The sequence below is a fragment of the Arthrobacter sp. BK1 genome (genome assembly GCF_056680055.1).
The window spans coordinates 3,165,037-3,188,746 of record NZ_CM155263.1; the positions used below are offsets into that span (position 1 = coordinate 3,165,037).

The window sequence follows — 23,710 nt, forward strand, 5'->3', positions numbered from 1 at the left end:
GAGGTTTGCGTAAAAGGATCGTTACCGGCGGACCGGCAGGCGGAAACATCGGCGGCGGAAAATGGGGCCTGTGCCATTCATTCCGCCGGCCGAAAGGATCCCGACGTGATCACCAAGAACCTTTTCCTGCAGGGCATCTACCCGTTCCAGGGCGTGGGCATGGAAAAACCAGTCCCCATCCACAGCGAGCTCTCCCACTACGTCCCCGACGGCGTCATCAACCAGACGCTCTACTTCCGGGGCGGCAACTCCAGCAGCGAACTCGTCACCGTGGTGCTGATGCGCAACGGCGTCCCCATGCGCTACTTCCCGATCGGGGCCAAGGGCGATGTCCACGTCCCGCTCCGGGTGGTGGAGGACATCGAGGGCGGCACGGTGATCGAGCTGTACCTGGTGGCGCCTGAAGCGGCCTCGGGTCATCTGGTCATCGACCTCGGCATGGTGGAGCACTGATGACCAGCCTTGCCGAACGGCCGCAGGCGCGGATGCAGGGACGCAAGCCGGGCCGGGACGGCCGGCGCCGCCTGGTGGTGATCGGCAACGGCATGGCCGGCGCCCGGGCAGTCGAGGAAATCCTGGCCCGCGGCGGCGCGGACCAGTTCAGCATCACCATGTTCGGCGACGAGCCCTACGGAAACTACAACCGCATCATGCTCAGCCACGTCCTCTCCGGGGAGGAAAGCGACGCCGATATCTTCCTCAACGCACTGTCCTGGTACCAGGAGAACGGCATCGACCTGCACGCCGGAGTCCGGGCCGAGAGGATCGACAAGGCCACCAGGCACGTGTTCTCCAACGACGGCAGGGTCACTCCGTACGACGTCCTGATCATCGCCACCGGCAGCAGCTCCCACATGCCGCCCATGGACGGCCTCTACACGCCGGGCGGCTCCGTGAAGCACGGCATCTTCGGCTTCCGGACCATCGACGACACCCGCAAAATGGTGGCCCACGCCCAGCAGGAACATCACCGGCGGGCCGTGGTGATCGGCGGCGGGCTCCTGGGCCTCGAGGCAGCCTATGGGTTGCGGAGCCACGGCATCGAGGTGGAGGTGGTCCACTCGGCCGGTCACCTGATGAGCGCCCAGATGGGGCCCGACGGCGGTGCGGTGCTCCGCCGCAGCGTGGAGGCCCTTGGCATCGGGGTGCACACCGGCAGCCGGACCACAGGTGTCCTGGGCACCGACAGGGTCACCGGGGTGAGCCTCCGGGACCGGCCCGACATCGAGTGCGACATGGTGGTGGTGGCGGCGGGCATCCGGCCCAATGTGGACCTCGCCGTGCTCAGCGGCCTGCCGGTGGAACGGGCCATCGTGGTGGACGACCAGCTCCGGGTCCAGGACGAGGACCACATCTATGCCGTGGGTGAATGCGTCCAGCACCGCGGGCAGGTGTACGGCCTGGTGGCGCCGCTCTGGGAACAGGCCGTGGTGCTGGCCAACCACGTGACCGGCGCCGATACGTCGTCGGCCTATCTGGGTTCCCGCACCGCCACCAAACTGAAGGTGGCGGGCGTCGAGGTGGCATCCATGGGCCTGCACGGTCCGGAGCGCGATACCGACGAACACATCGTCTTCTCCGAGCCCAGCCGGGGCATCTTCAAGTCCATCGTGGTCCGGGACAACAAAATGGTGGGCGCCACCCTGCTCGGCGACAGCCGCAAGGTGGCCTTCCTGACCCAGGCCTACGACCGCGGCATGCCCCTGCCGGAGGAACGGATCGGGCTGATGTTCGATCTGGGAACACCGGGGGAGGACGTCGGCGTGGCCGAGCTGGACGACGACGCCCAGGTCTGCAACTGCAACGGGGTCAGCAAGAAGGCTCTGGTCGGCGTCGTCAAGGGCGGCTGCAACACCGTGGCCGGCGCCATGGATGCCACCCGCGCCGGCAAAGGCTGCGGTTCCTGCAAGCTCCTGGTGAAGCAGGTGGTGGAGTGGGCCGCGGACGGTGCCGTGGAGGAAGACCCGGCCGCCAGTTACTACGTGCCCGGGATACCGCTGGACAAAGCGGCGCTGATGGCGGAGATCCGTAAACGCGGCCTCAGGTCCGTGTCCTCGGTGTTCCAGGCCCTGGCCCCGGGGAGTACCGAAGATGCAAAGTCCAAGATGGGCCTGGCCTCGCTGCTGAAGATGATGCTCGCGGACCAGTACATCGACGAACGCGATGCCCGGTTCATCAATGACCGCGTCCACGCCAACATCCAGCGTGACGGCACTTTCTCGGTTGTCCCGCAGATGAAGGGTGGCGTCACGTCCGTCCAGCAGCTCCGCCGCATTGCCGATGTTGCCGAGAAGCACAAGGTCCCGCTGATCAAACTGACCGGCGGGCAGCGCATCGACCTGCTGGGCATCCCCAAGGAGGACCTCCCGCAGGTCTGGGCGGACCTGGACATGCCGTCCGGCTACGCCTACGGCAAGAGCTTCCGCACCGTGAAAACCTGTGTGGGCAAGGACTTCTGCCGCTACGGGACCGGGGATTCCACCAAGCTCGGCATCGAGATCGAATCCCGGTTCCAAGGCATCGAAGCGCCGGCCAAGCTGAAGCTCGCGGTGTCCGGGTGCCCGCGCAACTGCGCCGAATCGCTGGTCAAGGACGTGGGTGTGGTGGCCGTGGAGGGTGGCCGCTGGGAGATATACATCGGGGGAGCAGCGGGCGCGCACATCCGGAAGGGGGACCTGCTGGCCACCGTGGACGACCCGGAGGACGTCAAGGTCCTGACCGGCCGCTTTATGCAGTACTACCGCGAACGCGCCAACTGGCTCGAGCGGACGTACGCCTTCGTCCCCAGGGTGGGCATCGAACATCTGCGGGCGGTGATTGTGGAGGACTCCGAGGGGCTTGCCGAAGGCCTCGACGCCGCCATCCAGGCCTCCGTGGATGCGTATGTGGATCCCTGGAGCGAGCGGGACGATCCCCTCACGCCGGGCCAGTTCCGGACCTCGCTGCCGCTGACGGTACTCCCGCAGGTGCCGGTCCGATGAGCGGCAGTGCAGCAGGTGGAAGCCAGGGAAACAGCAGCACCGGAACCCACGTCCTCGGGCCCGTGGACCAGATTCCGCCGGGGGAGGGGCGGGCCTTCGCGGTGGACGGCGAACAGATAGCAGTCTTCCGGCTCCGGGACGGCTCCCTCCGGGCGCTCTCCGCCGTCTGCCCCCACCGGGGCGGGCCCATCGCCGATGGCACCATCGACAACGAGGTGGTGATCTGCCCGCTCCACCAGCACGCGTTCGAGCTGGCCACTGGCTGCTCCACCACAGGGGCCGAACCGCTGCGCATTTTCGAGGTGCAGAGGGATATCGAGGAGAACATCGTTCTGCGAATCACCCGAAAGGCGTGCAATTCTTCACCTTGATTGCCGCTGGATGTTGTCCGCGTCACCAACCCCGAAATGCGCCTTGTAGGATAGGTGGGCCGCGCGAACTTCGGCGCCCGAGAGTTTTAGTCCACATAATTGCCTCAAACGAGGGTTACCCCGAATTATCTGGACAAAAGCCAGGGTTTCCCTGCGCCGGCCATTCCCCCTACCCACAAGGAATTGTTGTGCCACAAAGTACCCCCACAGAACTTGAGAGCCGCACGGCGCAACCCGCCGTCGTCGACTCCACCCTCAGCGCCGAGGGCTACGCGAAATCCCTGAGCGGCCGCCAGGTCACCATGATCGCCATGGGCGGCGCGATCGGCGTCGGCCTCTTCATGGGTGCCGGCGGACGCCTGGCCTCCACGGGCCCCGCGCTCATCTTCTCCTATGCCATTGCCGGCGTCATCGCCTACCTGCTGATGCGGGCGCTGGGCGAGCTCATCATGTACCGCCAGACCTCGGGTTCGTTCGTCAGCTACGCCGGCGAAATGTTCGGCAAAAAGGGCGCGTACCTCTCCGGCTGGATGTATTTCATCAACTGGGCCATGACCGGCATCGCCGAGCTCATCGCGATCGGACTGTACTTCCAGTTCTTCTTCCCCAACGTGCCGGTTGAACTGTCAGCCATCGCGGCGCTGCTGCTGCTCGTGGGCGTGAACCTCCTGAGCGTCAAGGCGTTCGGCGAATTCGAATTCTGGGCCTCCTGCCTCAAGGTGGGCGCCATCATGATCTTCCTGGCCGTAGGCACGTTTATGGTCATCACCAACGCCCAGGTGGGCGACGGCAACGCCTCGGTCAGCAACCTCTTCGCTGCCGAAGGCGGGATGTTCCCCAAGGGCGCCCTGGTGATGATCCTGGTCCTGAACGCCGTCATCTTCGCCTACAACGGCATTGAACTCGTGGGCATCACCGCCGGCGAAATGCAGGACCCCGCCAAGGAAGTTCCCAAGGCCATCCGCGCTGTCGTGTTCCGCATCGTGGTGTTCTACGTCGGCTCCGTGACCCTCCTTGCCATGCTCCTGCCCTCGGACCAGTACGTGGCCGGCACCTCGCCGTTCGTCACCGTATTCGGCCAGATGGGCCTCGGCTGGATGGGCGATGTCATGAACATGATCGTCATCACCGCCGCGCTGTCCTCCTGCAACTCCGGCCTGTACTCGATCGGCCGCATCTTCCGCACCATGGCCAACAACGGGCACGCCCCGGAGTGGCTGACCCGGATGTCCAAGAGCCACGTGCCGTACGCCGCCATCCTGGCCATCGGCGCCGTCTACCTCGTGGGCATCCTGCTGAATATCTGGCTCGGCGGCTCCCACGCCTTCGATCTCGCCCTGAACTCCGCCTCGATCGGCGTGATCTTCACCTGGGGCGCCATCTTCGCCAGCCAGATCGCGCTGCGCAAGAAGAAGGGCAAGGTTTCCTCCCTGCCCGCGCCCGGCGGAACCTGGTCCAGCTGGGCAGGCCTCATCGCCCTGCTCGCCATCACCGTGCTGATCGGCTTCGACACCATGACCAGCAAGTCCGGCGAGGTCTTCCACCTTGGCCTCTGGACCCTGGCCACCATCCCGTTCTTCGCGCTCCTGCTGTGGCTGGGCTGGCAGAAGGTCCGGAACAACGAACCGAAGAGCGAGCTCTTCTGCTAGGTTCCGCTCCAGCGGTAACGCACTAAGGAAGTACGACGACGGCGGGTCACCCTCGGGGGCGGCCCGCCGTCGTCGTCTGTTCCGGAGGCCGTGGTTCAGTCCTTAAGGTGCCGGGCGAAGTGGTCCTCGATCCGCTGCCAGGCTTCGGGGGAGGCCGTGGGGTCGGGGCCGATGCCCATGACGCGCATGAGTGGCTGGAGCAGTGCCGGGCCGGCGTCCGTGTCGTTGAGGAACGCGTGGCCGGCGGTGGGGAATTCCTTGACGCTGTGTTCGATACCCAGGCTGGTCAGGGCGGTTTCGAGCTTGCCGGCGGCACCTTTAAGCGTGGTGTCGCGGCCGCCGAAGTTAGCCACAATGGGGCACGCCCCGCGGAGTGCCTCCTCGAGCTCCCCGGGCAGGCGGCCGTAATTGACCGACGCGGCATCGAACCCGTCGCGCGCCACTAAGAGTGCAAACCCGCCGCCCATGCAGAAACCGATGACCCCGGTTTTTCCGGTGGACAGCGGCGAACCGGCGAGCCAGGTCCTGGCCGTGGCGATGTCGGTGAAGGCCCGGCCGCTTCCTTTGACCATGCTTTGCATGGTGCTGACGAGGCAGCGCCGGGCGCCGCCGTCGGTGAATAGATCCACGGCGAGGGTCAGGTAGCCGGCGCGGGCCAGCCGGTCCGCATGCCGCCGGATCTGGTCATTGAGGCCGAACGCCTCGTGAATCATGACGACGGCGGCAAAGGGGCCGGGACCAGGCGGGGTTGCGAGGTACCCGCCGAGGTTGTGGGAGCCGCCCCTGGCGGTGCTTTCGGCGCTCAGGTCGATGTTGGTCATGGGCCCAAGACTAACTGCAGACCCATCCGCCGGCGGGGTGTCGGAGGGAGGCACAAAAAAAGAACGGCGGCGAACCCCCCATGGGAATCCACCGCCGTCCAGATGTGGGGGCGCTGCGGGTTAATCCCGCTTGAAGGTGTCCTTGACGTCCTCGCCGACCTTCTTTGCGTCAGCCTTGACCTGGTCAGACTGACCTTCGGCACGCAGCCGGTCGTTGTCGGTGGCGTTGCCGGCCGCTTCCTTCGCCTTGCCGCCCAAGTGCTCTGCTTCGTTACTGATCTTGTCTCCGAGGCCCATAATCTGGCCGCCTTTCGTTTCCGATTGATCAAACAATGCATTTTCACCCTAACACAAAGCATGCTTACTACTTCAAGGGTGCGGACCGGGCGCCTGTTGAATTGTCGATACGCCCGGCTAGGCTCGATGCATGGACCACAGCACAAGCCTGACCCAGCATATCCGCGCCACTCCAGAGAAGGTCTGGGCCGTCATCTCGGACATCCCGGGTTCCGCAGCCACCCTGACCGGCATTGAATCCGTGCAGATGCTCAGTGACGGTCCGTACGGCGAGGGGACCCGTTGGAAGGAAACCCGGACCATGATGGGCCGCTCCGAAACCGTGGAAATGTGGGTGGCGCAGGCTGATCCGCCGCGCAGCACCACGGTCAAGGCCCGGCAGGGTGGCGCCGACTACACCACGCACTTCAGCCTTGCCGAGCGCGGCGGCGGAACCGACCTCATGCTGACCTTCGGCGCCGGCGTGGCCAAGCCCACCCTGCTCAGTAAAGTGACCATGGCCCTGTTCGGGAAGATCGGCATGAGTATGACCCGCAAGGCGCTGGCGAAGGACCTGGCCGAAATCGCGGCGAAAGCGGAATCGCTCTAGTGGCGGCTAAGGCTCCGAAAGTGACGGCACCCCGCCTCTCACCGGTCACCTTGGCTGATCTTCGCGAGGACCCTGCGCCGGACTTCCAGCGCGGTGAAAGGTACGACGGCGTCCGGTACAGCCGTGCGGCTGCCGACGGCCTGGAGCTGAGCGGCACCGATTTTGCCGAGTGCGAATTTGACGGCGTTTCGTTCAATGACGCGCAGCTGCGCGGCGCCACTTTCCGGGACTGCATCCTGTCAGAGCTGTACGCCCCGGTGTTCCGGGCAGCCCGCTCCACCTGGCGGGACGTGCAGCTGAACAATCCACGGCTGGGTTCCGCCGAGCTGTATGAAAGCGGATGGCAGTCCGTCCGGATCGACGGCGGGAAGCTGGACTTCCTGAACCTGCGCGGAGCCAAACTGACGGACGTCGTCATCAGCGACTGCATCATCAATGAGCTCGATCTGGGGTCCGCCGCCGGCACGCGGGTGGCGTTGAAGAACTGCACCATCGGAACCCTGGACCTGACCGGCGCGCGGCTGAAGGACTTCGACCTCCGCGGCACGGACTTCCGGACCATCAGCGGCCTCGGCAGCCTGGCCGGTGTGGTGATCGACGACTATCAGCTGAGCCTGCTGGCGCCGCTCCTGGCCGGGCATCTGGGCGTCGTGGTTCTCTAACCTCCGTAAGGGCAAGAGGGGATCGTGGTGGCACTGGCCGCGGCAGTGTAGTCTTTACAGAACGAACGGTCGGTAAATAACTCCCTGCGTAAAGGATGTTCTCATGGTCGAGGCTTTTCTTGTTGGCGGTGTCCGCACTCCTGTGGGCAGGTACGGCGGGGCGCTGTCCTCGGTCCGTCCCGATGATCTGGCCGCGCTGGTCATCCGGGAAGCCGTGACCCGGTCCGGGCTGGATCCGGACAGCATCGAGGAAGTCATCCTGGGTAACGCCAACGGCGCCGGTGAGGAAAACCGCAACGTCGCGCGGATGGCCACCCTCCTGGCCGGGCTTCCCCTCCACATCCCGGGCATCACCGTCAACAGGCTGTGCGCGTCCGGGCTCAGTGCCATCATCCAGGCCAGCCAGATGATCAAGTCCGGTGCCGCGGACATCGTCATCGCCGGCGGCGTGGAATCCATGAGCCGGGCGCCCTGGGTCCAGGAAAAGCCCGCCACGGCGTTCGCGAAGCCCGGCCAGATCTTCGACACCTCCATCGGCTGGCGTTTCGTTAATCCGCTGTTCCAGAAGGGCGGGCTGGCCCGGGACGGCAAGATGACCTACTCCATGCCTGAAACGGCCGAGGAAGTAGCCCGGGTGGACGGCATTACCCGTGAGGACGCCGACGCGTTCGCCGTCCGCTCCCACGAGCGTTCCCTCGCAGCCATCGCCGCCGGCCGGTTCGCGGAAGAGATCGTCCCCGTCACGGTCAGGACCCGCAAGGCTGAGACCGTGGTTGACACCGATGAAGGCCCCCGCGCCGGGACCACCCTGGAAGTCCTCGCCGGGCTGCGTCCGGTGGTGCCCGGCGGCTCCGTGGTGACTGCCGGCAACTCCTCCACCCTGAACGACGGCGCCTCGGCCATCATCGTCGCGTCCGAGGCCGCCATCGAACGGCTCGGCCTCACCGCACGTGCCCGCATCATCGATGGCGCCTCCGCCGGCTGCGAACCCGAGATCATGGGCATCGGCCCGGTCCCGGCCACCCAGAAGGTCCTCAAACGGAGCGGCCTGAGCGTCGGTGACCTCGGCGCCGTCGAACTTAACGAAGCGTTCGCCACCCAGTCACTCGCCAGCATGCGGCGGCTGGGCCTCGACCCGGAGATCGTGAATAGGGACGGCGGCGCCATCAGCCTGGGCCATCCGCTCGGTTCCAGCGGCTCACGGATCGCCATCACCCTGCTGGGCCGGATGGAACGCGAGGACGCGAAAATCGGGCTGGCCACCATGTGCATCGGCGTCGGCCAGGGCACCGCGATGCTGCTGGAGCGCGTCTGATGCCCGCCCAGGACAGCGCCACCGGGCAGCTCAGCACCGTCCACTTCACCACGCTCCTGGTTGAGGAGCGGGTCGACCGGGTGGTGGTCCTCCTCAACCGCCCGGAGGTCCGGAACGCCATCGACCAGCAGATGGTGGATGAACTGCATGTGGTCTGCGCCGCGCTGGAGCAGAACCCTAAGATCCTGATCATTGCGGGCGTCGACGGCGTGTTTGCCTCCGGAGCGGACATCGCGCAACTGCGGGAACGGCGCCGGGAGGACGCCCTGCAGGGCATCAACTCGACGATTTTCGTCCGGATCGCCAAGCTGCCCATGCCCGTGATTGCGGCCCTTGACGGGTACTGCCTGGGCGGCGGCGCCGAACTCGCCTACGCCGCAGATTTCCGGATCGGTACTCCCAGTGTCCGGATCGGCAACCCCGAGACCGGGCTGGGGATCCTGGCTGCGGCCGGCGCGAGCTGGCGGCTCAAGGAGCTGGTAGGCGAGCCGGTGGCCAAACAGATCCTCCTCGCGGGCCGCGTGCTCAAGGCCGACGAGGCGTTGGCGGTCAACCTCATCACCGAAATCCACGAGGCGCCGGAACTGATGGATGCCGCGCACGAGGTGGCGGACAGGATCGGCCGCCAGGACCCGCTGGCCGTACGGATCACCAAATCGGTGTTCCATGCCCCGGCCGAAGCCCACCCGCTGATAGACCAGCTGGCGCAGGGAATCCTCTTTGAATCACAGGCCAAGTTCGACCGGATGCAGGCGTTCCTGGACAAAAATGCAGCCAAGAAAGCGGCCAAGAGCGCCCCCGAAGCAGAACAGGCGAACCAATCATGAGCAATTCGAGACTCCCGGAGAACCTTCCCGCCACTGTGGGCGTCCTGGGCGGCGGCCGCATGGGCGCAGGGATTGCCCACGCTTTCCTGCTCAACGGCTCCAACGTCCTGGTGGTGGAACGCGACGAGGAATCGGCCGAGGCCGCCCGGGAGCGTGTGGAGTCTGCCGCTGCGAAGAGCATCGAGCTCGGCGCGACTGACGGCAACCTGGACGAAATGGTGTCGCGGCTTGCCGTCACCGTGGACTACGACGACTTCGCGGACCGGCAATTGGTGGTGGAGGCCGTTCCGGAGGACTGGGCCCTGAAGGTGGCGTCCCTGCGCGGAATCGAGGATCGGCTGGCGGCGGATGCGTATCTCGCGTCCAACACCTCCTCCCTGTCTGTCGACGGCCTGGCCCAGGAACTCAAGCGCCCGCAGAACTTTCTGGGCCTGCACTTCTTCAATCCGGTGCCCGCCTCATCGCTGATCGAAGTGGTGCTGGGGGAGCGGACCTCGCCTACCCTCGCCGCCGCCGCCAAAAGGTGGGTCGAGGCACTCGGCAAGACCGCCGTCGTCGTCAACGATGCCCCCGGCTTCGCCTCGTCGAGGCTGGGCGTGGCGATTGCGCTGGAGGCCATGCGGATGGTGGAGGAGGGAGTAGCGTCCGCCGAAGACATCGACAACGCCATGGTCCTGGGCTACAAGCACCCCACCGGTCCGCTGCGAACCACCGACATTGTGGGCCTGGATGTGCGGCTGGGCATTGCGGAGTACCTGCAGTCAACGCTGGGGGAGCGCTTCGCCCCGCCTCAGATCTTGAAGGACAAGGTTGCCCGCGGCGAATTGGGCCGCAAAACGGGCAAGGGGTTTTTCGACTGGAAGGCCCAGTCCTAGTCGAAGAAGCCGACGATGTAGCCGATGAAGAAGAGCAGGAACAGCAGGACGCCGGCACCGATCGCACCGAGCCAGAAGATCTGCTGACCCTTTCCTGAGCCGCGCTGCCGGGGCTCCTGGGTGCCTGCCACTGAACCTTCGCCCGGCGGGGTTTCGCCGGGCGGCACTCCGCCGCCCGGTTCCAGGCCGGTGATCTTGTCATCCTGCGGGTCCGGATTGGAACCTGACACGTCAACTCCCTTGCTCGCCCGTCATTGCTGACCCCAGCGTATCCGGGCCGCAGCGGTTCAGCCTAGGCTGGAGCCGTGACTTTTCTCGAACCTCTCACGTTGACCGGCAAGCACGTCATCCTCGAGCCCTTGCGCCCGGAACATCACGATGGCCTGGTGGCGGCAGCCCGGGACGGTGAACTCTGGAAGCTCTGGTACACCTCTGTTCCCGCGCCGGAGGAGATGACCGCGGAGATCGAACGCCGGCTGGCCATGCAGGGGGCGGGGTCCATGGTGCCGTTCACCACGCGCCTCATCGACCCCGAAACGGGCGGTCCTGGCCGGATCATTGGGATGACCAGTTACTGCAATATCGACGCCGCCACACCCCGTGTGGAGATCGGTTACACGTGGAATGCGGCGTCTTCGCAGGGCACCGGCACCAACCCGGAATCCAAGCTGCTGCTCCTGGGCCATGCCTTCGAACACCTCGGATGCCCCGCCGTCGAGTTCCGGACCCACTGGCTCAACCACCAGTCGCGGGAAGCCATTGCCAGGCTGGGCGCGAAGCAGGACGGCGTGCTCCGCAGCCACTCGCGGACCAAGGACGGCGTGCTCCGGGATTACGTGGTGTTCTCAATCCTGGAGCACGAATGGCCCATGGTCCGCGCGGGGCTGGAGTTCAGGCTGGCTAAGCGGCGCTAGGGCGTGTACGCTCCGGCGGCGGTCAGGGCGGCGAGGTAGCCGTCCCGATAGCCCGCAGCGTTCGGGTGCAGGAGAGCGTCCGGGTCGCCAACGAAGTTAATCCACCGGTCAGCTGGGGCCGCCAAGGCTCCATGGCCCGCGAAAACAGTTGTAACGTCCACGTAGTCCGCTCCCGTGTCGGCCGCTGCGCTGGCAATGGACAGATTCAGTCCGTCAGCCAGATCCTTCGCCTGGGCGATGAACGCGGACATCGGATCAGTCGGAAGCGATGTGAGCGGGTCGAAGAGGTACGGATAGCCGGTAACCACTATTTTGGCGTTGGGCGCTTCGACCTGCACTCTCTGAATCATGTCCTTCACGTCGCCGTACAGAGATCCTTTGCCATCTCCGATGAGCACGTATGCGGTAGTGACGGAGTCTGTACACATCTGAGCTGCGACGACGTTGGTGGCATCAGAGATAGCGGTCAGGCACGAGCCGGTGATTGTCCCAAATCCAAGGTTGTTGCCGCCGGCGGTGATGGTAACGAGGTTAGTCTTCCTGTCCAGTGGGCCGAGCTGTGTGCTCACCACTTCTTGCGTTGTCTTTCCGCTGCACGCGACGTTTGTAGCAACCTTAACTGTTTTGAGGGCGTCTGCGAGTTCGGCATATGCGTTGTCACTGCGGGAACAAGTCGTGTCCTCGTAAGGCCCGGCACCCACCCCGGCGGCGTAGGAGTCGCCCAGGGCGACGTAGTAGTCGTATTTGTCTACCGCCTGCGCCGGACCCGCGAGACTCAAGGTCATTGCAAGAGTGGCGACACCGGCGGCTAAGGCCGAGCGCCGCCGTCGTACTGCTGAAGCTGCCATCGTATTTCCCCTTTAGATGATCAAACCGAACAAACTGAGACAGGCATGTAAGAGTCACCGTACGCCTTCCGCATGGGCCGGTCACGGGAACCGAGTACGTGTTTTTCTGCGCCGCTACTTGCCCGTGTACCTGCCCCGCGCGTGCAGGCGGCCGCGGCGGTGTGGTTAGCTGTGCGGATGGAGAAATCTGGGGGAGCCATGGGCTGGGACGGTGCCGTCAATGCGTGGCACGTCGCCGGCGGCGTCTTCCGGATGGGCCGCCGGGAATGGCTCACCGAAACGGGCTGGCAAAACGCGTACGACGACGGCGTCCGCACGGTGGTGGACCTCCGTAACTCCCATGAGGCGCAGCGCCGGGACACCGATCCGTCCGTGGCTGAATCGGCCTGGTCCGGTGTCAGGATTGTCTCCGCCCCGACCGAAGTCCCGGACGATCCCCGGCTCACCGCCGTGTGCGGGCCCTACCTCAATGATCCCGCCCACTACCTGCACAACGTGCGGCTGTTCCCGGAGAAATTCGTGGAGGTTTTCCGCGCGGTTGCGTCGGCCCCGGGCGCGGTGGTCATTCATTGCGCGGCGGGCCGGGACCGCAGCGGGATGGTGGCGGCCATGCTGCAGGACCTTGCCGGCGACTCCGACGAGCAGATCGCCAGCGGCTACGCAAAGGCAGCCCGCGGCATCAACGAACGCTACCGGACCCATGGCCCACCGCACGCGCGCGAACGTTACATGGAAAACGATGAACTCGACCCCCTGCTGGAGCAACGCGGACGGACGGTGGTGCAGTTCACCCGCGAGCTCGGCACCCGCTCGTTCCTGCTGCAAAACGGCCTGTCGCAGGCTGACCTTGCTGCTGTCCGGACCCTGCTCGGCAGCCGGGTGAGCCTGTGAGCCCGCTGAAGCCGGTGAGCTCCTTGAAGTACGTCGCCGCGGGACTCGCGGTGGCCGGCGTGGTGATGCTCGTCAGCGGCCCGTTGTGGGCGGTTTTGGACTCCAACCTCGGGAGCTCTGAGGAAAACTTCGGGCTGGGGGACGGCACCGTTCCCGGTGAGTGGCTCCCCGGCCAGATCTTCCTGATGGTGGGGGGAGCGGTTTTGTGCGTGGCCGCGGTGGTGGCCGCCTACGTGGCGCGGCGGAGCGATGCAGATGAGTAGGACTAAGGGGACGGCAACCGGCATGAAACGCATTCTTGGAGCCGCAGCGGCAGCCGGCATGGCAGTGGCCTTGGGTTTGGGGGCGGTGCCGGCGTCGGCGGCTGCCACTGAGTCAGACGGGACGCAAAGCTCGACGACGGCAGGTTCCGGGGTCAGCGCTGCAGGACTCAGCACTGCAGGCCTCAGCGCAGCGGGCCTCACCGAGGCTGTCGCCCGGGATCTTGGCCTTACCCCCGGGGAATTCGAGGCCGCCGGCCAGTTGGGCAAGCGGGCAGCCGAGGCTGCGGCCTCTTTGAGCTCACTGCCCGGCTACGTCGGGATCAGCCTGACAGAGGGCAGGATCGTCGTCGAAGGCTCGGGGCCTGCACTGCAGGCGAGGGTGGACGAGCTGACCCAGGCAGGTCCTGCCGATTTCGTCCTCAGGCCAGTGGCCACTCCGGCCGAACCGTTAACCCTGGCGGCACCTTCAGCTTCAGCCGAACCTTCAGCCGACGCCTCACCGGCACCCTCGTCTGAGGCAACGATCGCGGCCGTCCCCGGCCGTTCTGCCCGGGACATTGATCAGCTGTTCCAGGAGTACGTGCGGGACGTTGGCACTGCCGGCCTTCAGGCTGTGGTCTTCACCGACGGGCACTTTGTGATCCGCACGGGAGCCCATTCCACTCCCGAATCGGGCGTCCCGGGTATCCCGGGCATCCCGGATGCGCCACAGCCCACCACGCCGGAAGCAACAGTGGCGGCCCCCGGAATGGTGTCACCGGCAGAGTTCGCGGCCCGTTACTCCAACGTGCAGCTCGAAACGGGTGCCTCGCTCAAAACCGAGGAGAGCTACTTCGGCGGGCAGGGCTACTTTGCCGACAATCTGGCCATCTGCTCGGCCGGATTCTCGGCATTCGGTCCCACCGGACTGCCGCTGGTGCTGACGGCCGGACACTGCACCGAAGACGGCCTGGCGAAGGCCGCCGACCTCGAGCCCGCCACCTCGTCGCCGGCGGGTGGCTGGAAGACTCCGTTGGTGCGGCCCCTCGCCCCGCTGGGGAAATTCGGCTTCAGCCAGTTCGGCGGCGTGGACAACTCCGTAGCCACCTCAGACCCGGCCACCGTGGGCACGGACATCGCTGTGGTCGAGAAGATCCGGCAGGACCTGAGTCTGGAACCCAGCGCCCTCCGATGGGATGACGCAGAAAACCCTGATCCCACGTCTGTGAAGGTCATCGGAAGCGTCGCACCGGTGCAGGGTCAACCCGTCTGCCGGTCCGGGCGGACAACGGGCTGGAAGTGCGGAACGGTCGATTCGGTCGGGATCTGGTTGATGCCCGGGCGGAACAGCCTGCCGCCGCTTTATGACAACGATCTCCGCGCTGTCCGGGCCTTTGATTCGTTGTCCGTGAAGTCGTCCGGCGGCGATTCCGGCGGTCCTTGGATCAGCGGCAACTATGCCGTGGGCACCCACATTGGCTCCGAAACCTCCTCCGGCGTGCAAACCCGGGCCCTGGCTGCGACCTTCGAGGATTCCGTCAAGGAGATCCCCGGCGGAGTGGAGCTTGAACTCTTCCTCAACAAGCCGGCTGTCGCGTCACCCGCCCCCGGCGGAACATTCGGCGCCGGCCAGACCATCACCGGCCAGGTGCCCGCCGCCCCGGCGTCGGCGGTGGCGGAAGGTTCCACGGTCAGGATCACCGTGGAAGGCCAGGCACCCTTTGAGGTTCCCGTTGACGACGCCGGCGCCTGGTCTTTCGCGGCGCCTGCGGTCAGCGGGTCCTTGCGTTTTACAGCCGAAACGGTCAACGGCTTCAGTGCATCCGGTGCCTCCGCGTTCGTTTTCGCCCCCACGCCTGCAGCGTCCCCGAGCACGGAAGCCACGGTCGCAGGAACGGCGACTGCTGCCCCCGCGGCGTCAGCGCCAGACCCAGCCCCAGCCCCGGCTGCCGTTCCGGCCTCCCACGGTGCGGTGTCCCCGGCGGGTGACGCCGCCGTCGTCGTCCGTCCCCGGCTTGAAAACCTGCCCGAAACCGGGGCTTCCGGGCTGCTGCTGGCCGCCGGGCTGGCCGCCCTGGCACTCGCTGGCGGCGGCGTACTGCTGGCGCTGGCCCGGCGTCGGAAGCGGGATCGCGCCAGCACCCGCTGACCCGGGAGGCGCTACTTCCGCTTCATCAGCAGATTGGTGATGCGCATCGTGCACAGGCGCTGGCCGGAATCGTTGGTTATCAGGACCTCGTGGGTGGTCAGTGTGCCGCCGAGGTGGATCGGTGTGGCGGTGATGGTGATCTGGCCGTCGCGGGCGGAGCGGTGGTGGGTAGCGGAGACGTCCACGCCCACGGCGGTTTTACCCATGGTGCTGGCATGGATGACCGCGGCCCAGGAGCCTACGGCCTCGCCCACGGCCAGCGATGCGCCCCCGTGCAGCAGACCGAATGATTGCCGGTTGCCCTCCACGGGCATGGTGGCAACCACGCGTTCCACGGATTCCTCGACGATTTTCACGCCCATCTTCTCGTCGAGCTCTCCCAGGGTGATCTTCCACAGGTCCGCAGGGGAGGATCTGTGCGGTGATTCCTTGGTCATGAAGTCTCCTCAGGGGATTGATGGTGGGTGCGCGCAAAGCCTAACTTCCAGTGTGCAGGACGGCGCAGTCATGTACTGTAGACATGTTACCGAACGAACGGTCAGTAAAGCGCTGGCCGTGTGTGTTTGCCCCGCGTTGGAAGGACCCGTCAACGATGACCACCACTGCAACAGCCGAAGCCACACTCGAGACCGTCGAGACTGTTCCCAGTTTTATCCAGGACTCGTGGTGGACTCCCGACGCCGGTGCTGCCGCTGACGCTGTCCCCGTGCGGGATGCGAGCACGGGCGAAATCCTGGCCAAGGTGAGCACCAACGGACTGGATCTTGCCGCCGTCGTCGATTACGGCCGCACGGTCGGCCAGGAGGAACTGGGCAAGCTGACCTTCCACCAGCGCGCGCTCAAGCTCAAGGAACTCGCGCAGTACCTGAACGCCCGCCGCGAGCACTTCTACACGTTCTCTTCGCAGACCGGCGCCACCAAGATCGACTCCATGATCGACATCGACGGCGGAATCGGCGTCCTGTTCACCTTCGGCTCCAAGGGCCGGCGCGAGCTGCCCAACTCCCAGGTGGTGGTGGACGGCCCCATGGAGGTGCTGTCCAAGGACGGCTCGTTCGCCGGCGAACACATCTACACGCGCATCCCCGGCGTTGCGGTCCAGATCAACGCGTTCAACTTCCCGGTGTGGGGCATGCTGGAAAAGCTGGCGCCCGCCTTCATCGCCGGGGTGCCCACCATCGTTAAGCCCGCCACCCCCACCGGCTACGTTGCCGCGGCCGTGGTGAAGGCCATCATCGAATCCAACATCCTGCCCAAGGGCTCGCTGCAGCTGATTTCCGGTTCCGTCCGCGGGCTCCTCGACGTCCTCGATTACCGCGACCTCGTGGCTTTCACCGGCTCCGCCTCCACCGCGCTGTCCCTGAAATCGCACCCCAACGTGGTGCAGGGCGGCGTCCGGTTCACCTCCGAAACAGACTCGCTCAACGCCGCCATCCTGGGCCCCGACGCCGTAGAAGGAACCCCGGAGTTCGACGCTTTCGTCAAGTCCGTGGTTACCGAGATGACCGTCAAGGCGGGACAGAAGTGCACCTCGATCCGGCGCGCCATTGTTCCCGAAGGGCTGGTGTCCGCAGTAATTTCCGCCGTCGGTAAGCGCGTGGAGGAGCGCATCGTCCTGGGCGACCCCCGCGCCGAGGGCGTCACCATGGGTGCGCTGGCCTCCGTGGAGCAGCTCGCCGACGTCCGCGCCGCTGTGCAGTCAATGCTCGACGCCGGCGGTGAGCTGGCCTACGGAACGCTCGATTCGCCGTCGGTCACCTCTTTGGATGGTGCGACAGGAGTGGTGGAAGCAGGCGCGTTCATGTCCCCGGTGGTGCTGAGCTGGGACGATCCCGAGACGGAGGCGATTCACTCGCTGGAGGCGTTCGGCCCGGTCGCCTCTGTGATTGGGTACAAGGACCTTCCCGACGCCGTCCGCCTCGCTGCACGGGGCGGCGGCTCGCTGGTGGCCTCGGTGTGCACTAACGATCCCGCCGTTGCCCGTGAATTGGTTTCCGGGATCGCCGCCCACCACGGGCGCGTCCTGATGCTCAACCGCGAGGACGCGCGTTCGTCAACGGGCCATGGTTCGCCTGTACCGCACCTGGTCCACGGCGGACCCGGACGGGCCGGCGGCGGCGAGGAGCTGGGCGGCATCCGCTCGGTGATGCACCACATGCAGCGCACCGCCATCCAGGGCTCGCCCAACATGCTGACCGCCGTCACCGGCGTGTGGCACACCGGCGCTGACCGGAACTTCACCGTGGACACCGAGGGCACGCACCCCTTCCGGAAGTCCTTGGAAACCCTCCACATCGGCGACGCGATCCGCTCCGGCCTCCGTGAAGTGACCCTCGAAGAGATCACCAAGTTCGCCAACTCCACGGGCGATACGTTCTACGCCCACACCAACCAGGAGGCCGCGGCAGCCAACCCGTTCTTCCCGGGCATCGTGGCTCACGGCTACCTGCTGCTGGCCTGGGGAGCCGGTCTGTTCGTGGAGCCTGCGCCGGGACCGGTCCTGGCCAACTACGGCCTCGAGAACCTGCGCTTCATCACGCCCGTGGCCGCCGGGGACTCCATCCGGGTCACCCTGACCGCGAAGAAGATCACCCCGCGCGAGACTGACGAGTACGGCGAAGTTTCCTGGGATGCCGTCCTGACCAACCAGAACGACGAAATCGTCGCCACCTACGACGTCCTCACCCTCGTAGAAAAGTAGCCGCCTCCCCACCCGACGCTCTGGCACTTCCTGCGGCTTCCCACCCGACGCTCTGGCACCGGGTTTAGCCACTGCTACAGCGTTCGGTAAATTGCCGCAGGATCTGCCAGAGCGTTTGGGGATTTGCCGCAGGATCTGCCAGAGCGTTTGGGGATTTGTTGCATTAAGTGAGAGAGCGTTTGGGGGTGCGGGGGCGGATCTTTCCGGGCGGCCCAGGCGTAAAATTTCCCCCGTAGGAGGTGGCGAAATGAACCTAGCCCTGACCACTGCCACAACCATCCTGCCAGTCGACGATGCAGCGCGCGCCCGGAGTTTCTACACGGAAAAACTGGGCCTCCCGCACCGCGGAATGACAGATGATGGAAGCGAATTACTCGGCACCGACGGTGGCCCGATGCTGCAGTTGATGCCGGTCTCGGACGGCAAGCACTCCGAGCACACCGCCCTCAGCTTCGAGGTGCGGGACATTGAGCGGATCGTGCAGGACATGGAGTCCAAAGGGGTCCGGTTCCAGGACTACGACCTGCCGAACCTGAAGACCGAGAACCACATCTGTACCACCAACTCTGAGAAGTGCGCGTGGTTCATGGACACCGAACACAACATTCTGTGCGTCCACGAAACCCTTGGCACCAGCCAGGTCGAGGTCGAGTACCAGCTCTGAGCCAGTACCAGCTCTGAAGCAGGCAGGGGCGCCTCACCGGTGTGAGGCGCCCCTGCGCTGGGCTCCACCCGCGCTGGGCTCCACCCGCGCTGGGCTCCCAAGGACTCGGAGCGTCAGGACTCCGCGCCGCCGTGGAGGCCGTCGTCGCTGCTGTCATCCGACGGGCCTGTGCCGGTATCGGTCAGGTCCATGTTGCCGCGCGCTTCCTCCATGGTGGGGCCACCGCTGGGCACGCTGTAGGTGTCCGGCTTGATGCCGTGGGACTGTTCCTCGATAAGGGCCTGCTCCTCGCTGAAGCGGATGGCGTTCGCCTCGTCGCCGGCGTCGCCGGGGCCGTCATCCCGGAGCTTGGAAGGATCGGGAACAATGAATCCGGAATCTGCCTCTTTGGGGTTCGTCATGACGTGCCTTTCCTTTGGCGGCTTACGGGCCTGACGGCCGTTCGGTGAGTTGAGCCTTGAGGTCAAGGGTCTGGCCATCCCGATTCACCGTGAATCCCACTGTATCTCCCGGGTTGCGGGTCCGGAGCTCAGCCAGCAGTTTCTCAGGCGCACTGAGTTCCACCCCTTCCATGGACTCCAGGACATCGCCCGGACGGATTCCGGCAGTGCCGGCCGGGCCGTCCTCATCAACGGACAGAACCACGACGCCGGTGCTCGCCTCGATGCCCAGTTGCTCGGCAATCTGCCGGGTCAGTTCGCCGGGCGTAAGTCCCAGATAGGCGTGTTCCGCGGTGCCATCGGCGAGCAACTCGTTGGCCACTTCCACTGCGGTGGCGGCGGGGATGGCGAAGCCCAGGGCCACTGCCCCCGCCGACGGCGGGATGTAGGCCTCGCTGATGCCCACCACTTCGCCGCGCATGTTAATCACGGCGCCGCCGGAATTGCCGGGGCTGATGGGAGCATCCGTCTGGATCAGATCCACCAGGGACAGGCTGTTCCGGGCCGAACCGGGAATGGACCGGTGGAGGCCGGAAATGATTCCTGCGGTGGCAGTGTTTTCGAAGCCGAGCGGCGAGCCCAGGACTACAGCCCATTCACCCACTTTGGGCAGCGTGGCCTGGTAGGCGGGTTTGGGCAGGCCGCGGCGCTCCGCCTGGACCAGGGCAAGATCTGTGACGGGATCGGTGGCCCTGACTGTGCCCCTCACGCGCTGGCCATCCGCGAATCCGACCTCCACTTCGGTGTTGCCACGCACCACGTGCTCATTGGTGAGGATCAGTCCGTCCTCGGCGTACACGACGCCGCTGCCGAGGCCGCCGCCGGCGGGGAAGATGGTCACCACCGAGGGGGAGAGGTTTTCGACGATCTTCGTGATCGGCGTGCTCGTGTCCGAGCCGGCGGGCGGGGCCATCGAGGGGCTGGGGGCCGGCGAGTCTGCGGAGGAACCGGGCGAAGCCGAGGTCGGCGGCGGAGGTACCGGGGCCGGAACGCCGGTGCAGGCGGACAGCGCCAGAGCGGAAGCAACGGCAAATACTCCGGCCCGGCGGCGGAACGTGCAGCGGGGTGGAGGAGTGGCTGGCGGCTTCATTGACAACCTCCTTGCGGATGCTGGCTCTTCCTTCAACGGTAGCCGTGGGTGAGATGCGCCGCCACTGTCCAGCCGAAAACCTTAAGGCTTCACATGGAGCCCGTCGAACGCGATGGTGATGACGTCGTCGGCCAGTTTTTCCGGGGAGAGGGCGCCGCCCGGTTTGTACCATTCCACGATGGAATTGATGGTGCCGAACAGCAGGCGCGTTACCGTGCGGGGATCGATGTCCTGGCGGAGCGAGCCGTCGTCGCGGGCCGCCGAGATCAGCCCGGCCACCTTGTGGTCGAAGGTGCGGCGGCGCTCCAAAGCATCCCGCTCAATCTCCGTGTTGCCCCGAAGCCGCAGGAGCAGCGTGACAAAGGGCAGCCGCTCCACCAGGACGGCCACAGTCTGCCGCAGCACAAATTCCAGCCGCGCGTCTGCCGGGCCGCTCTGCGCCTCAGGCTGTTCAAGGATTGACTCCAGCCCGCCGAGGGCATGGTCCAACGCGAGCTTCAGGAGATCGCCCTTGGACGGAACGTGGTGGTAGATCGCGGATTTTGAGATGCCCAGGTTCTCGGCCAGAATGCCCATGGACGTAGCATCGTAACCGTGCCGGTTGAAGACGTCGACGGCGATGAGCAGCACGGACTGCTGATCGTAACCGGGGCGGCCGCGCTTGCTGGGAGCTGCTGTACTGGGCATAACGGCTATTTTCTCATGAACGTTCGGTAATTAAGGCACCGGCGCAGACAAAATCGACGGCCCGCGCGCCGGATCCTGGCGGGGACCTTCGGCCCTTTCGCCCACTCGCCCTGCAGGATCACGCTGTTAGGTATGGCGAACCAGCGCACGGGGCCTGCTGCGCGCCGGGGCAGCGACCCGAGGAAGGATGCCTGCCGTGGACAAACACGCGGTGTGGAACCGCACGCGTGAGCTCCAGGTTGGCCGATTGGCACGGGGACGCCGGTCGGCGCTGAAGACCGCTCCGCCGCGGCCGGCCACCGTCGTCAACGCTGCGGAACGGCTTGTGGCGGTGCCCGGCGAGTACAGCAGCGTGGAGGCCACCCGCCAGGGCGGACCGGACGTGCTGGACGTTGTCAGCCGCCCGCTGCGTAGCCCCGGCCAGGGTGAAGTCAGGATCCGGGTGGAGGCCTGCAGTGTGAGCGCAGTGGACGTGCAGGCGCGCCAGGGCTTGTCGACGTACCCGCCGAAGTTCCCGTTCGTGCCCGGCTACGCAGTCGTTGGAGTGGTGGACGACGTCGGGCCGGGCGCCACAGCGGCCGCCGCCGGTGACCGCGTGGTGGCGATGACGGAGAAAGGCGGGTATGCCGAGTACGTCTTCGTGCGCACGCATCCCATGATGCGGATTCCGCCGGGCCTTGACGCGGGCGACGTTGTTGCCGTGGCTCTGAACTACCTCGTGGCCCACCAGGCGCTTTCCCGGGTTGCCCGGATCCGGCGGGGCCAGGCCATCCTTGTCACAGGGGCTGCCGGCGGGATCGGCACGGCACTGGTGCAGTTGGGGCAGCTCCTGGAGCTGCGGATCTACGGGGTGGACACCGCAGCGAAGCACCCCTGGCTCACTGCCCACGGCGTGGTTCCCCTCGATGCCGTGGATGGGGATGTCGTCCAAACCCTTCGCGGCCTGGAACCCGATGGCGTGGATGCCGTGCTCGACGGCGTTGGTGGCGGCGAGTGGGTGGACCGCGGTTTGGCTGTGCTGCGGCCCGGTGGCGTGCTGGTGGAGTACGCCAATCCCGGGAGTCCCGCCGCGACGCTGCGCCTGCTGGGGAAGGCCATCGCACTGGACCTGGTCCCGGGTGGAAAGAGGATCCGGCTCTACGGGACCACCTCATGGCGGCTGGACCGCCGTCCGCTGATGGGCGCGTGGGCCACGCTTTACGGACTGCTGGAAACAGGGCGGATCAGGCCCGAGATCGCCGGGCGGTTCCCCCTGCTGGAGGCCGGACGCGCCCACGCCCTGTTGGAGGGCGGGGGCGTCGTGGGCAACCTTGTCCTGCTTGCGCCTGCGGCGGAAGCCTCCTAGCTGGCGTTTTCCTCCAGTGTGAGGTCGCGGTCCCGGGTCTCGGGCGCCTTGATCGCCTGGAACAGCGAGATGCCCACGATGATCATCATGTAGACGGCGATGGGCCAGTAGGAGTTTGTGAACCATGCCAGCAGGGCGGAGCAGATGATGGGGGCAATGCCGCCACCAAAGATCGCCGAGAATTCGCGGGCGATGGCCACGCCGGCGTAGCGGTACTTGGACCCGAACAGTTCTGCGTACATGGCCGACTGCGCCGCGATGCCGCCCTCAACCGCGAAGGTGAAGCCCACCGCGTAGACAAGTGCGATCAGCCAGATGTTGCCAGTGCTGCTGAGCCAGAACGCCGGGAAGGAGAACAGGAAAAGGAAAGCCAGGATGAACACGTTGACTGGCTTGCGGCCCCACTTGTCGGTGGCGCGTCCTGCAACCAATGCCGCGGGGATTGCGAAGAGGCCGCCCATGGCCAGCATCTGCGGGATCAGGGCCTTGTCGATGTTGACCACAGAGATCAGGAACGTGCCCAGGAACGCCTGGTAGATGTAGGAGTGGGCGTGGGTGCCCATGTTGATGAGGAAGACCTGGCGCAGCGGGCGGCGGCCCTTTTTGAGGACTTCCGAGACCGGGGAAGCAGCCTCGACGTGTTCCTTCTTCAGTTCGGCGAAGACCGGGGATTCCTTCATGTTGCGGCGGATCAGGTAGGCGGCAACGGTCACCAGAGCGCTCGAGAGGAACACCAGGCGCCAGCCCCAGGACTCGAGGTCCTCGCGGGGCATCATCTGCACCAGGATCCACGCGCCGGATCCGAAGACGGAGCCTACTGCTGCGCCGGCCCAGACGAGTGAGGTCATGGCGCCGCGTTTGCCCTTGGGTGCAAATTCAGCGAGGAGGACAACAGCGCTGGCCATTTCCGCGCCGGCGCCGAAGCCCTGAATGAACCGCAGGACGGTCAGCAGGATCGGGGCGAGGATGCCAACGGATTCATAGGTGGGGAGCAGCCCCATCGCAAATGTCGCCGTCCCCATGAGGGCCAGGGTTGCCACCAGGACGAACTTCCGGCCGATCTTGTCGCCGTAGCGGGAGAAGAACAGGCCGCCCATGGGCCGGGCGATGAAGCCGACGGCGTACGCACCGAAGCTGGCGATGAAACCCACCGCAGGGGAGACGTTCGGGAAGAACAGGGTGTTGAAGATGATGGCCGTGCCGACACCATAGACAACCATGTCGTAGTTTTCCAGGACGGTGCCGATGAAGCCGGCCCAACCGGCGCGGCGCAGTTCGGTTTTATTGGCTGCGGCGGGGTGGAGGGCGCCGTGGGGTGGGGCTCCTGTAGGCAAGGGCGTGTGCGTCATTGC

General features: G+C 65.9%; 25 protein-coding genes. 16 read left to right on the top strand and 9 right to left on the bottom strand.

Features of this window, described 5'->3' with window-relative positions:
* The first annotated feature begins 105 nt into the window (after window positions 1-105).
* The 4 genes from AC1MCA_RS14400 (at window position 106) to AC1MCA_RS14415 (ending at window position 5,001) form a co-directional block, all read left to right on the top strand.
* Window positions 106-453 (top strand): molybdopterin oxidoreductase, encoded by a 348-nt coding sequence (locus AC1MCA_RS14400; protein WP_479798453.1) that lies wholly within the window; start codon window positions 106-108, stop codon window positions 451-453.
* A gap of 32 nt (window positions 454-485) precedes the next feature.
* Window positions 486-2,981 (top strand): nitrite reductase large subunit NirB, encoded by a 2,496-nt coding sequence (nirB, locus tag AC1MCA_RS14405; RefSeq protein WP_479803407.1) that lies wholly within the window; start codon window positions 486-488, stop codon window positions 2,979-2,981.
* Entirely contained in the window at window positions 2,978-3,352 is a 375-nt protein-coding gene (locus tag AC1MCA_RS14410; RefSeq protein ID WP_479798456.1) for a Rieske (2Fe-2S) protein, read from the top strand. The genes nirB and AC1MCA_RS14410 overlap by 4 nt, the downstream gene beginning before the upstream one ends.
* A gap of 188 nt (window positions 3,353-3,540) precedes the next feature.
* A complete protein-coding gene (locus AC1MCA_RS14415) occupies window positions 3,541-5,001 on the top strand; it encodes an amino acid permease (protein WP_479798458.1) in 1,461 nt (486 codons plus the stop codon).
* A gap of 95 nt (window positions 5,002-5,096) precedes the next feature.
* Here the strand turns inward: AC1MCA_RS14415 and AC1MCA_RS14420 are convergent, their stop codons facing one another.
* Together AC1MCA_RS14420 and AC1MCA_RS14425 are read right to left on the bottom strand one after the other, a co-directional pair.
* Window positions 5,097-5,822, bottom strand: coding sequence for a dienelactone hydrolase family protein (locus AC1MCA_RS14420; protein WP_479798460.1), 726 nt, complete (start codon window positions 5,820-5,822; stop codon window positions 5,097-5,099).
* A 120-nt stretch (window positions 5,823-5,942) separates the two neighbouring features.
* Window positions 5,943-6,119, bottom strand: a complete 177-nt coding sequence (locus AC1MCA_RS14425) for a CsbD family protein (RefSeq protein ID WP_108597748.1) — start codon at window positions 6,117-6,119, stop codon at window positions 5,943-5,945.
* Window positions 6,120-6,249: 130 nt separating this feature from the next.
* Between AC1MCA_RS14425 and AC1MCA_RS14430 the strand changes: the two genes are divergently transcribed.
* From AC1MCA_RS14430 to AC1MCA_RS14450, 5 genes are all read left to right on the top strand, one after another.
* Window positions 6,250-6,708 (top strand): SRPBCC family protein, encoded by a 459-nt coding sequence (locus tag AC1MCA_RS14430; protein WP_479798462.1) that lies wholly within the window; start codon window positions 6,250-6,252, stop codon window positions 6,706-6,708.
* A 20-nt stretch (window positions 6,709-6,728) separates the two neighbouring features.
* A complete protein-coding gene (locus tag AC1MCA_RS14435) occupies window positions 6,729-7,370 on the top strand; it encodes a pentapeptide repeat-containing protein (RefSeq protein WP_479798464.1) in 642 nt (213 codons plus the stop codon).
* 103 nt (window positions 7,371-7,473) lie between these two features.
* The gene (locus AC1MCA_RS14440) at window positions 7,474-8,685 is read left to right on the top strand and encodes a thiolase family protein (protein ID WP_479798466.1); all 1,212 of its coding nucleotides are present in this window, start codon (window positions 7,474-7,476) and stop codon (window positions 8,683-8,685) included.
* Entirely contained in the window at window positions 8,685-9,512 is an 828-nt protein-coding gene (locus AC1MCA_RS14445) for an enoyl-CoA hydratase/isomerase family protein (RefSeq protein ID WP_479798468.1), read from the top strand. The genes AC1MCA_RS14440 and AC1MCA_RS14445 overlap by 1 nt, the downstream gene beginning before the upstream one ends.
* Window positions 9,509-10,387, top strand: a complete 879-nt coding sequence (locus tag AC1MCA_RS14450; protein WP_479798470.1) for a 3-hydroxyacyl-CoA dehydrogenase family protein — start codon at window positions 9,509-9,511, stop codon at window positions 10,385-10,387. The genes AC1MCA_RS14445 and AC1MCA_RS14450 overlap by 4 nt, the downstream gene beginning before the upstream one ends.
* On the opposite strand, the gene AC1MCA_RS14455 is transcribed toward AC1MCA_RS14450, so the two are convergent.
* On the bottom strand, window positions 10,384-10,617 hold the full coding sequence (locus AC1MCA_RS14455) for a DUF6480 family protein (protein ID WP_108597754.1): 234 nt from the start codon (window positions 10,615-10,617) through the stop codon (window positions 10,384-10,386). The genes AC1MCA_RS14450 and AC1MCA_RS14455 overlap by 4 nt on opposite strands.
* Before the next feature lie 75 nt (window positions 10,618-10,692).
* Here AC1MCA_RS14455 and AC1MCA_RS14460 point away from each other — a divergent pair, with 75 nt between their 5' ends.
* Entirely contained in the window at window positions 10,693-11,301 is a 609-nt protein-coding gene (locus AC1MCA_RS14460) for a GNAT family N-acetyltransferase (protein WP_479798473.1), read from the top strand.
* Here AC1MCA_RS14460 and AC1MCA_RS14465 read toward each other — a convergent pair.
* Window positions 11,298-12,149, bottom strand: coding sequence for an SGNH/GDSL hydrolase family protein (locus AC1MCA_RS14465; RefSeq protein WP_479798476.1), 852 nt, complete (start codon window positions 12,147-12,149; stop codon window positions 11,298-11,300). The genes AC1MCA_RS14460 and AC1MCA_RS14465 overlap by 4 nt on opposite strands.
* Before the next feature lie 177 nt (window positions 12,150-12,326).
* Between AC1MCA_RS14465 and AC1MCA_RS14470 the strand changes: the two genes are divergently transcribed.
* The 3 genes from AC1MCA_RS14470 to AC1MCA_RS14480 are packed head-to-tail and all read left to right on the top strand — an operon-like array spanning window position 12,327 to window position 15,431.
* Window positions 12,327-13,040 carry a tyrosine-protein phosphatase gene (locus AC1MCA_RS14470; protein WP_479798478.1) on the top strand — a complete coding sequence of 238 codons (714 nt, stop codon included), beginning with the start codon at window positions 12,327-12,329 and terminating at the stop codon, window positions 13,038-13,040.
* A complete protein-coding gene (locus AC1MCA_RS14475; protein WP_479798480.1) occupies window positions 13,037-13,303 on the top strand; it encodes a hypothetical protein in 267 nt (88 codons plus the stop codon). Before AC1MCA_RS14470 ends, AC1MCA_RS14475 begins: the two co-directional genes overlap by 4 nt.
* A gap of 22 nt (window positions 13,304-13,325) precedes the next feature.
* Window positions 13,326-15,431, top strand: coding sequence for a S1 family peptidase (locus AC1MCA_RS14480; protein WP_479798482.1), 2,106 nt, complete (start codon window positions 13,326-13,328; stop codon window positions 15,429-15,431).
* Between the two features lie 11 nt (window positions 15,432-15,442).
* On the opposite strand, the gene AC1MCA_RS14485 is transcribed toward AC1MCA_RS14480, so the two are convergent.
* The gene (locus tag AC1MCA_RS14485) at window positions 15,443-15,868 is read right to left on the bottom strand and encodes a PaaI family thioesterase (protein ID WP_479798484.1); all 426 of its coding nucleotides are present in this window, start codon (window positions 15,866-15,868) and stop codon (window positions 15,443-15,445) included.
* A gap of 155 nt (window positions 15,869-16,023) precedes the next feature.
* Between AC1MCA_RS14485 and paaZ the strand changes: the two genes are divergently transcribed.
* Window positions 16,024-18,132, top strand: coding sequence for a phenylacetic acid degradation bifunctional protein PaaZ (paaZ, locus tag AC1MCA_RS14490; RefSeq protein ID WP_479798486.1), 2,109 nt, complete (start codon window positions 16,024-16,026; stop codon window positions 18,130-18,132).
* A 247-nt stretch (window positions 18,133-18,379) separates the two neighbouring features.
* On the top strand, window positions 18,380-18,796 hold the full coding sequence (locus tag AC1MCA_RS14495; RefSeq protein ID WP_479798488.1) for a VOC family protein: 417 nt from the start codon (window positions 18,380-18,382) through the stop codon (window positions 18,794-18,796).
* Window positions 18,797-18,909: 113 nt separating this feature from the next.
* On the opposite strand, the gene AC1MCA_RS14500 is transcribed toward AC1MCA_RS14495, so the two are convergent.
* The 3 genes from AC1MCA_RS14500 to AC1MCA_RS14510 all read right to left on the bottom strand — a co-directional run bounded on the left by AC1MCA_RS14500 (window position 18,910) and on the right by AC1MCA_RS14510 (window position 21,013).
* Window positions 18,910-19,197 carry a hypothetical protein gene (locus AC1MCA_RS14500; RefSeq protein WP_108599355.1) on the bottom strand — a complete coding sequence of 96 codons (288 nt, stop codon included), beginning with the start codon at window positions 19,195-19,197 and terminating at the stop codon, window positions 18,910-18,912.
* Window positions 19,198-19,219: 22 nt separating this feature from the next.
* On the bottom strand, window positions 19,220-20,326 hold the full coding sequence (locus tag AC1MCA_RS14505) for a S1C family serine protease (RefSeq protein WP_479798490.1): 1,107 nt from the start codon (window positions 20,324-20,326) through the stop codon (window positions 19,220-19,222).
* 81 nt (window positions 20,327-20,407) lie between these two features.
* A complete protein-coding gene (locus AC1MCA_RS14510; protein ID WP_108598199.1) occupies window positions 20,408-21,013 on the bottom strand; it encodes a TetR/AcrR family transcriptional regulator in 606 nt (201 codons plus the stop codon).
* Window positions 21,014-21,209: 196 nt separating this feature from the next.
* On the opposite strand from AC1MCA_RS14510, the gene AC1MCA_RS14515 reads away from it, so the two are divergent.
* Complete coding sequence (locus AC1MCA_RS14515) at window positions 21,210-22,358, top strand: zinc-binding dehydrogenase (RefSeq protein ID WP_479798492.1); 1,149 nt, start codon at window positions 21,210-21,212, stop codon at window positions 22,356-22,358.
* Here the strand turns inward: AC1MCA_RS14515 and AC1MCA_RS14520 are convergent.
* Entirely contained in the window at window positions 22,355-23,707 is a 1,353-nt protein-coding gene (locus AC1MCA_RS14520; protein ID WP_479798495.1) for an MFS transporter, read from the bottom strand. The two genes, AC1MCA_RS14515 and AC1MCA_RS14520, sit on opposite strands and share 4 nt — an antisense overlap.
* Between the last annotated feature and the right edge of the window lie 3 nt (window positions 23,708-23,710).

Excerpts from the sequence above, each read along its gene's own strand:
- AC1MCA_RS14485 (WP_479798484.1), bottom strand. The coding sequence starts at position 15,868 with ATGACCAAGGAATCACCGCACAGATCCTCCCCTGCGGACCTGTGGAAG.
- AC1MCA_RS14480 (WP_479798482.1), top strand. The coding sequence starts at position 13,326 with ATGAAACGCATTCTTGGAGCCGCAGCGGCAGCCGGCATGGCAGTGGCC.
- AC1MCA_RS14450 (WP_479798470.1), top strand. The coding sequence starts at position 9,509 with ATGAGCAATTCGAGACTCCCGGAGAACCTTCCCGCCACTGTGGGCGTC.
- AC1MCA_RS14430 (WP_479798462.1), top strand. The coding sequence starts at position 6,250 with ATGGACCACAGCACAAGCCTGACCCAGCATATCCGCGCCACTCCAGAG.
- AC1MCA_RS14410 (WP_479798456.1), top strand. The coding sequence starts at position 2,978 with ATGAGCGGCAGTGCAGCAGGTGGAAGCCAGGGAAACAGCAGCACCGGA.
- paaZ (WP_479798486.1), top strand. The coding sequence starts at position 16,024 with ATGACCACCACTGCAACAGCCGAAGCCACACTCGAGACCGTCGAGACT.
- AC1MCA_RS14420 (WP_479798460.1), bottom strand. The coding sequence starts at position 5,822 with ATGACCAACATCGACCTGAGCGCCGAAAGCACCGCCAGGGGCGGCTCC.
- AC1MCA_RS14510 (WP_108598199.1), bottom strand. The coding sequence starts at position 21,013 with ATGCCCAGTACAGCAGCTCCCAGCAAGCGCGGCCGCCCCGGTTACGAT.
- AC1MCA_RS14465 (WP_479798476.1), bottom strand. The coding sequence starts at position 12,149 with ATGGCAGCTTCAGCAGTACGACGGCGGCGCTCGGCCTTAGCCGCCGGT.
- AC1MCA_RS14495 (WP_479798488.1), top strand. The coding sequence starts at position 18,380 with ATGAACCTAGCCCTGACCACTGCCACAACCATCCTGCCAGTCGACGAT.
- AC1MCA_RS14470 (WP_479798478.1), top strand. The coding sequence starts at position 12,327 with ATGGAGAAATCTGGGGGAGCCATGGGCTGGGACGGTGCCGTCAATGCG.
- AC1MCA_RS14445 (WP_479798468.1), top strand. The coding sequence starts at position 8,685 with ATGCCCGCCCAGGACAGCGCCACCGGGCAGCTCAGCACCGTCCACTTC.
- AC1MCA_RS14505 (WP_479798490.1), bottom strand. The coding sequence starts at position 20,326 with ATGAAGCCGCCAGCCACTCCTCCACCCCGCTGCACGTTCCGCCGCCGG.
- AC1MCA_RS14425 (WP_108597748.1), bottom strand. The coding sequence starts at position 6,119 with ATGGGCCTCGGAGACAAGATCAGTAACGAAGCAGAGCACTTGGGCGGC.
- AC1MCA_RS14440 (WP_479798466.1), top strand. The coding sequence starts at position 7,474 with ATGGTCGAGGCTTTTCTTGTTGGCGGTGTCCGCACTCCTGTGGGCAGG.
- AC1MCA_RS14520 (WP_479798495.1), bottom strand. The coding sequence starts at position 23,707 with ATGACGCACACGCCCTTGCCTACAGGAGCCCCACCCCACGGCGCCCTC.
- AC1MCA_RS14500 (WP_108599355.1), bottom strand. The coding sequence starts at position 19,197 with ATGACGAACCCCAAAGAGGCAGATTCCGGATTCATTGTTCCCGATCCT.
- nirB (WP_479803407.1), top strand. The coding sequence starts at position 486 with ATGCAGGGACGCAAGCCGGGCCGGGACGGCCGGCGCCGCCTGGTGGTG.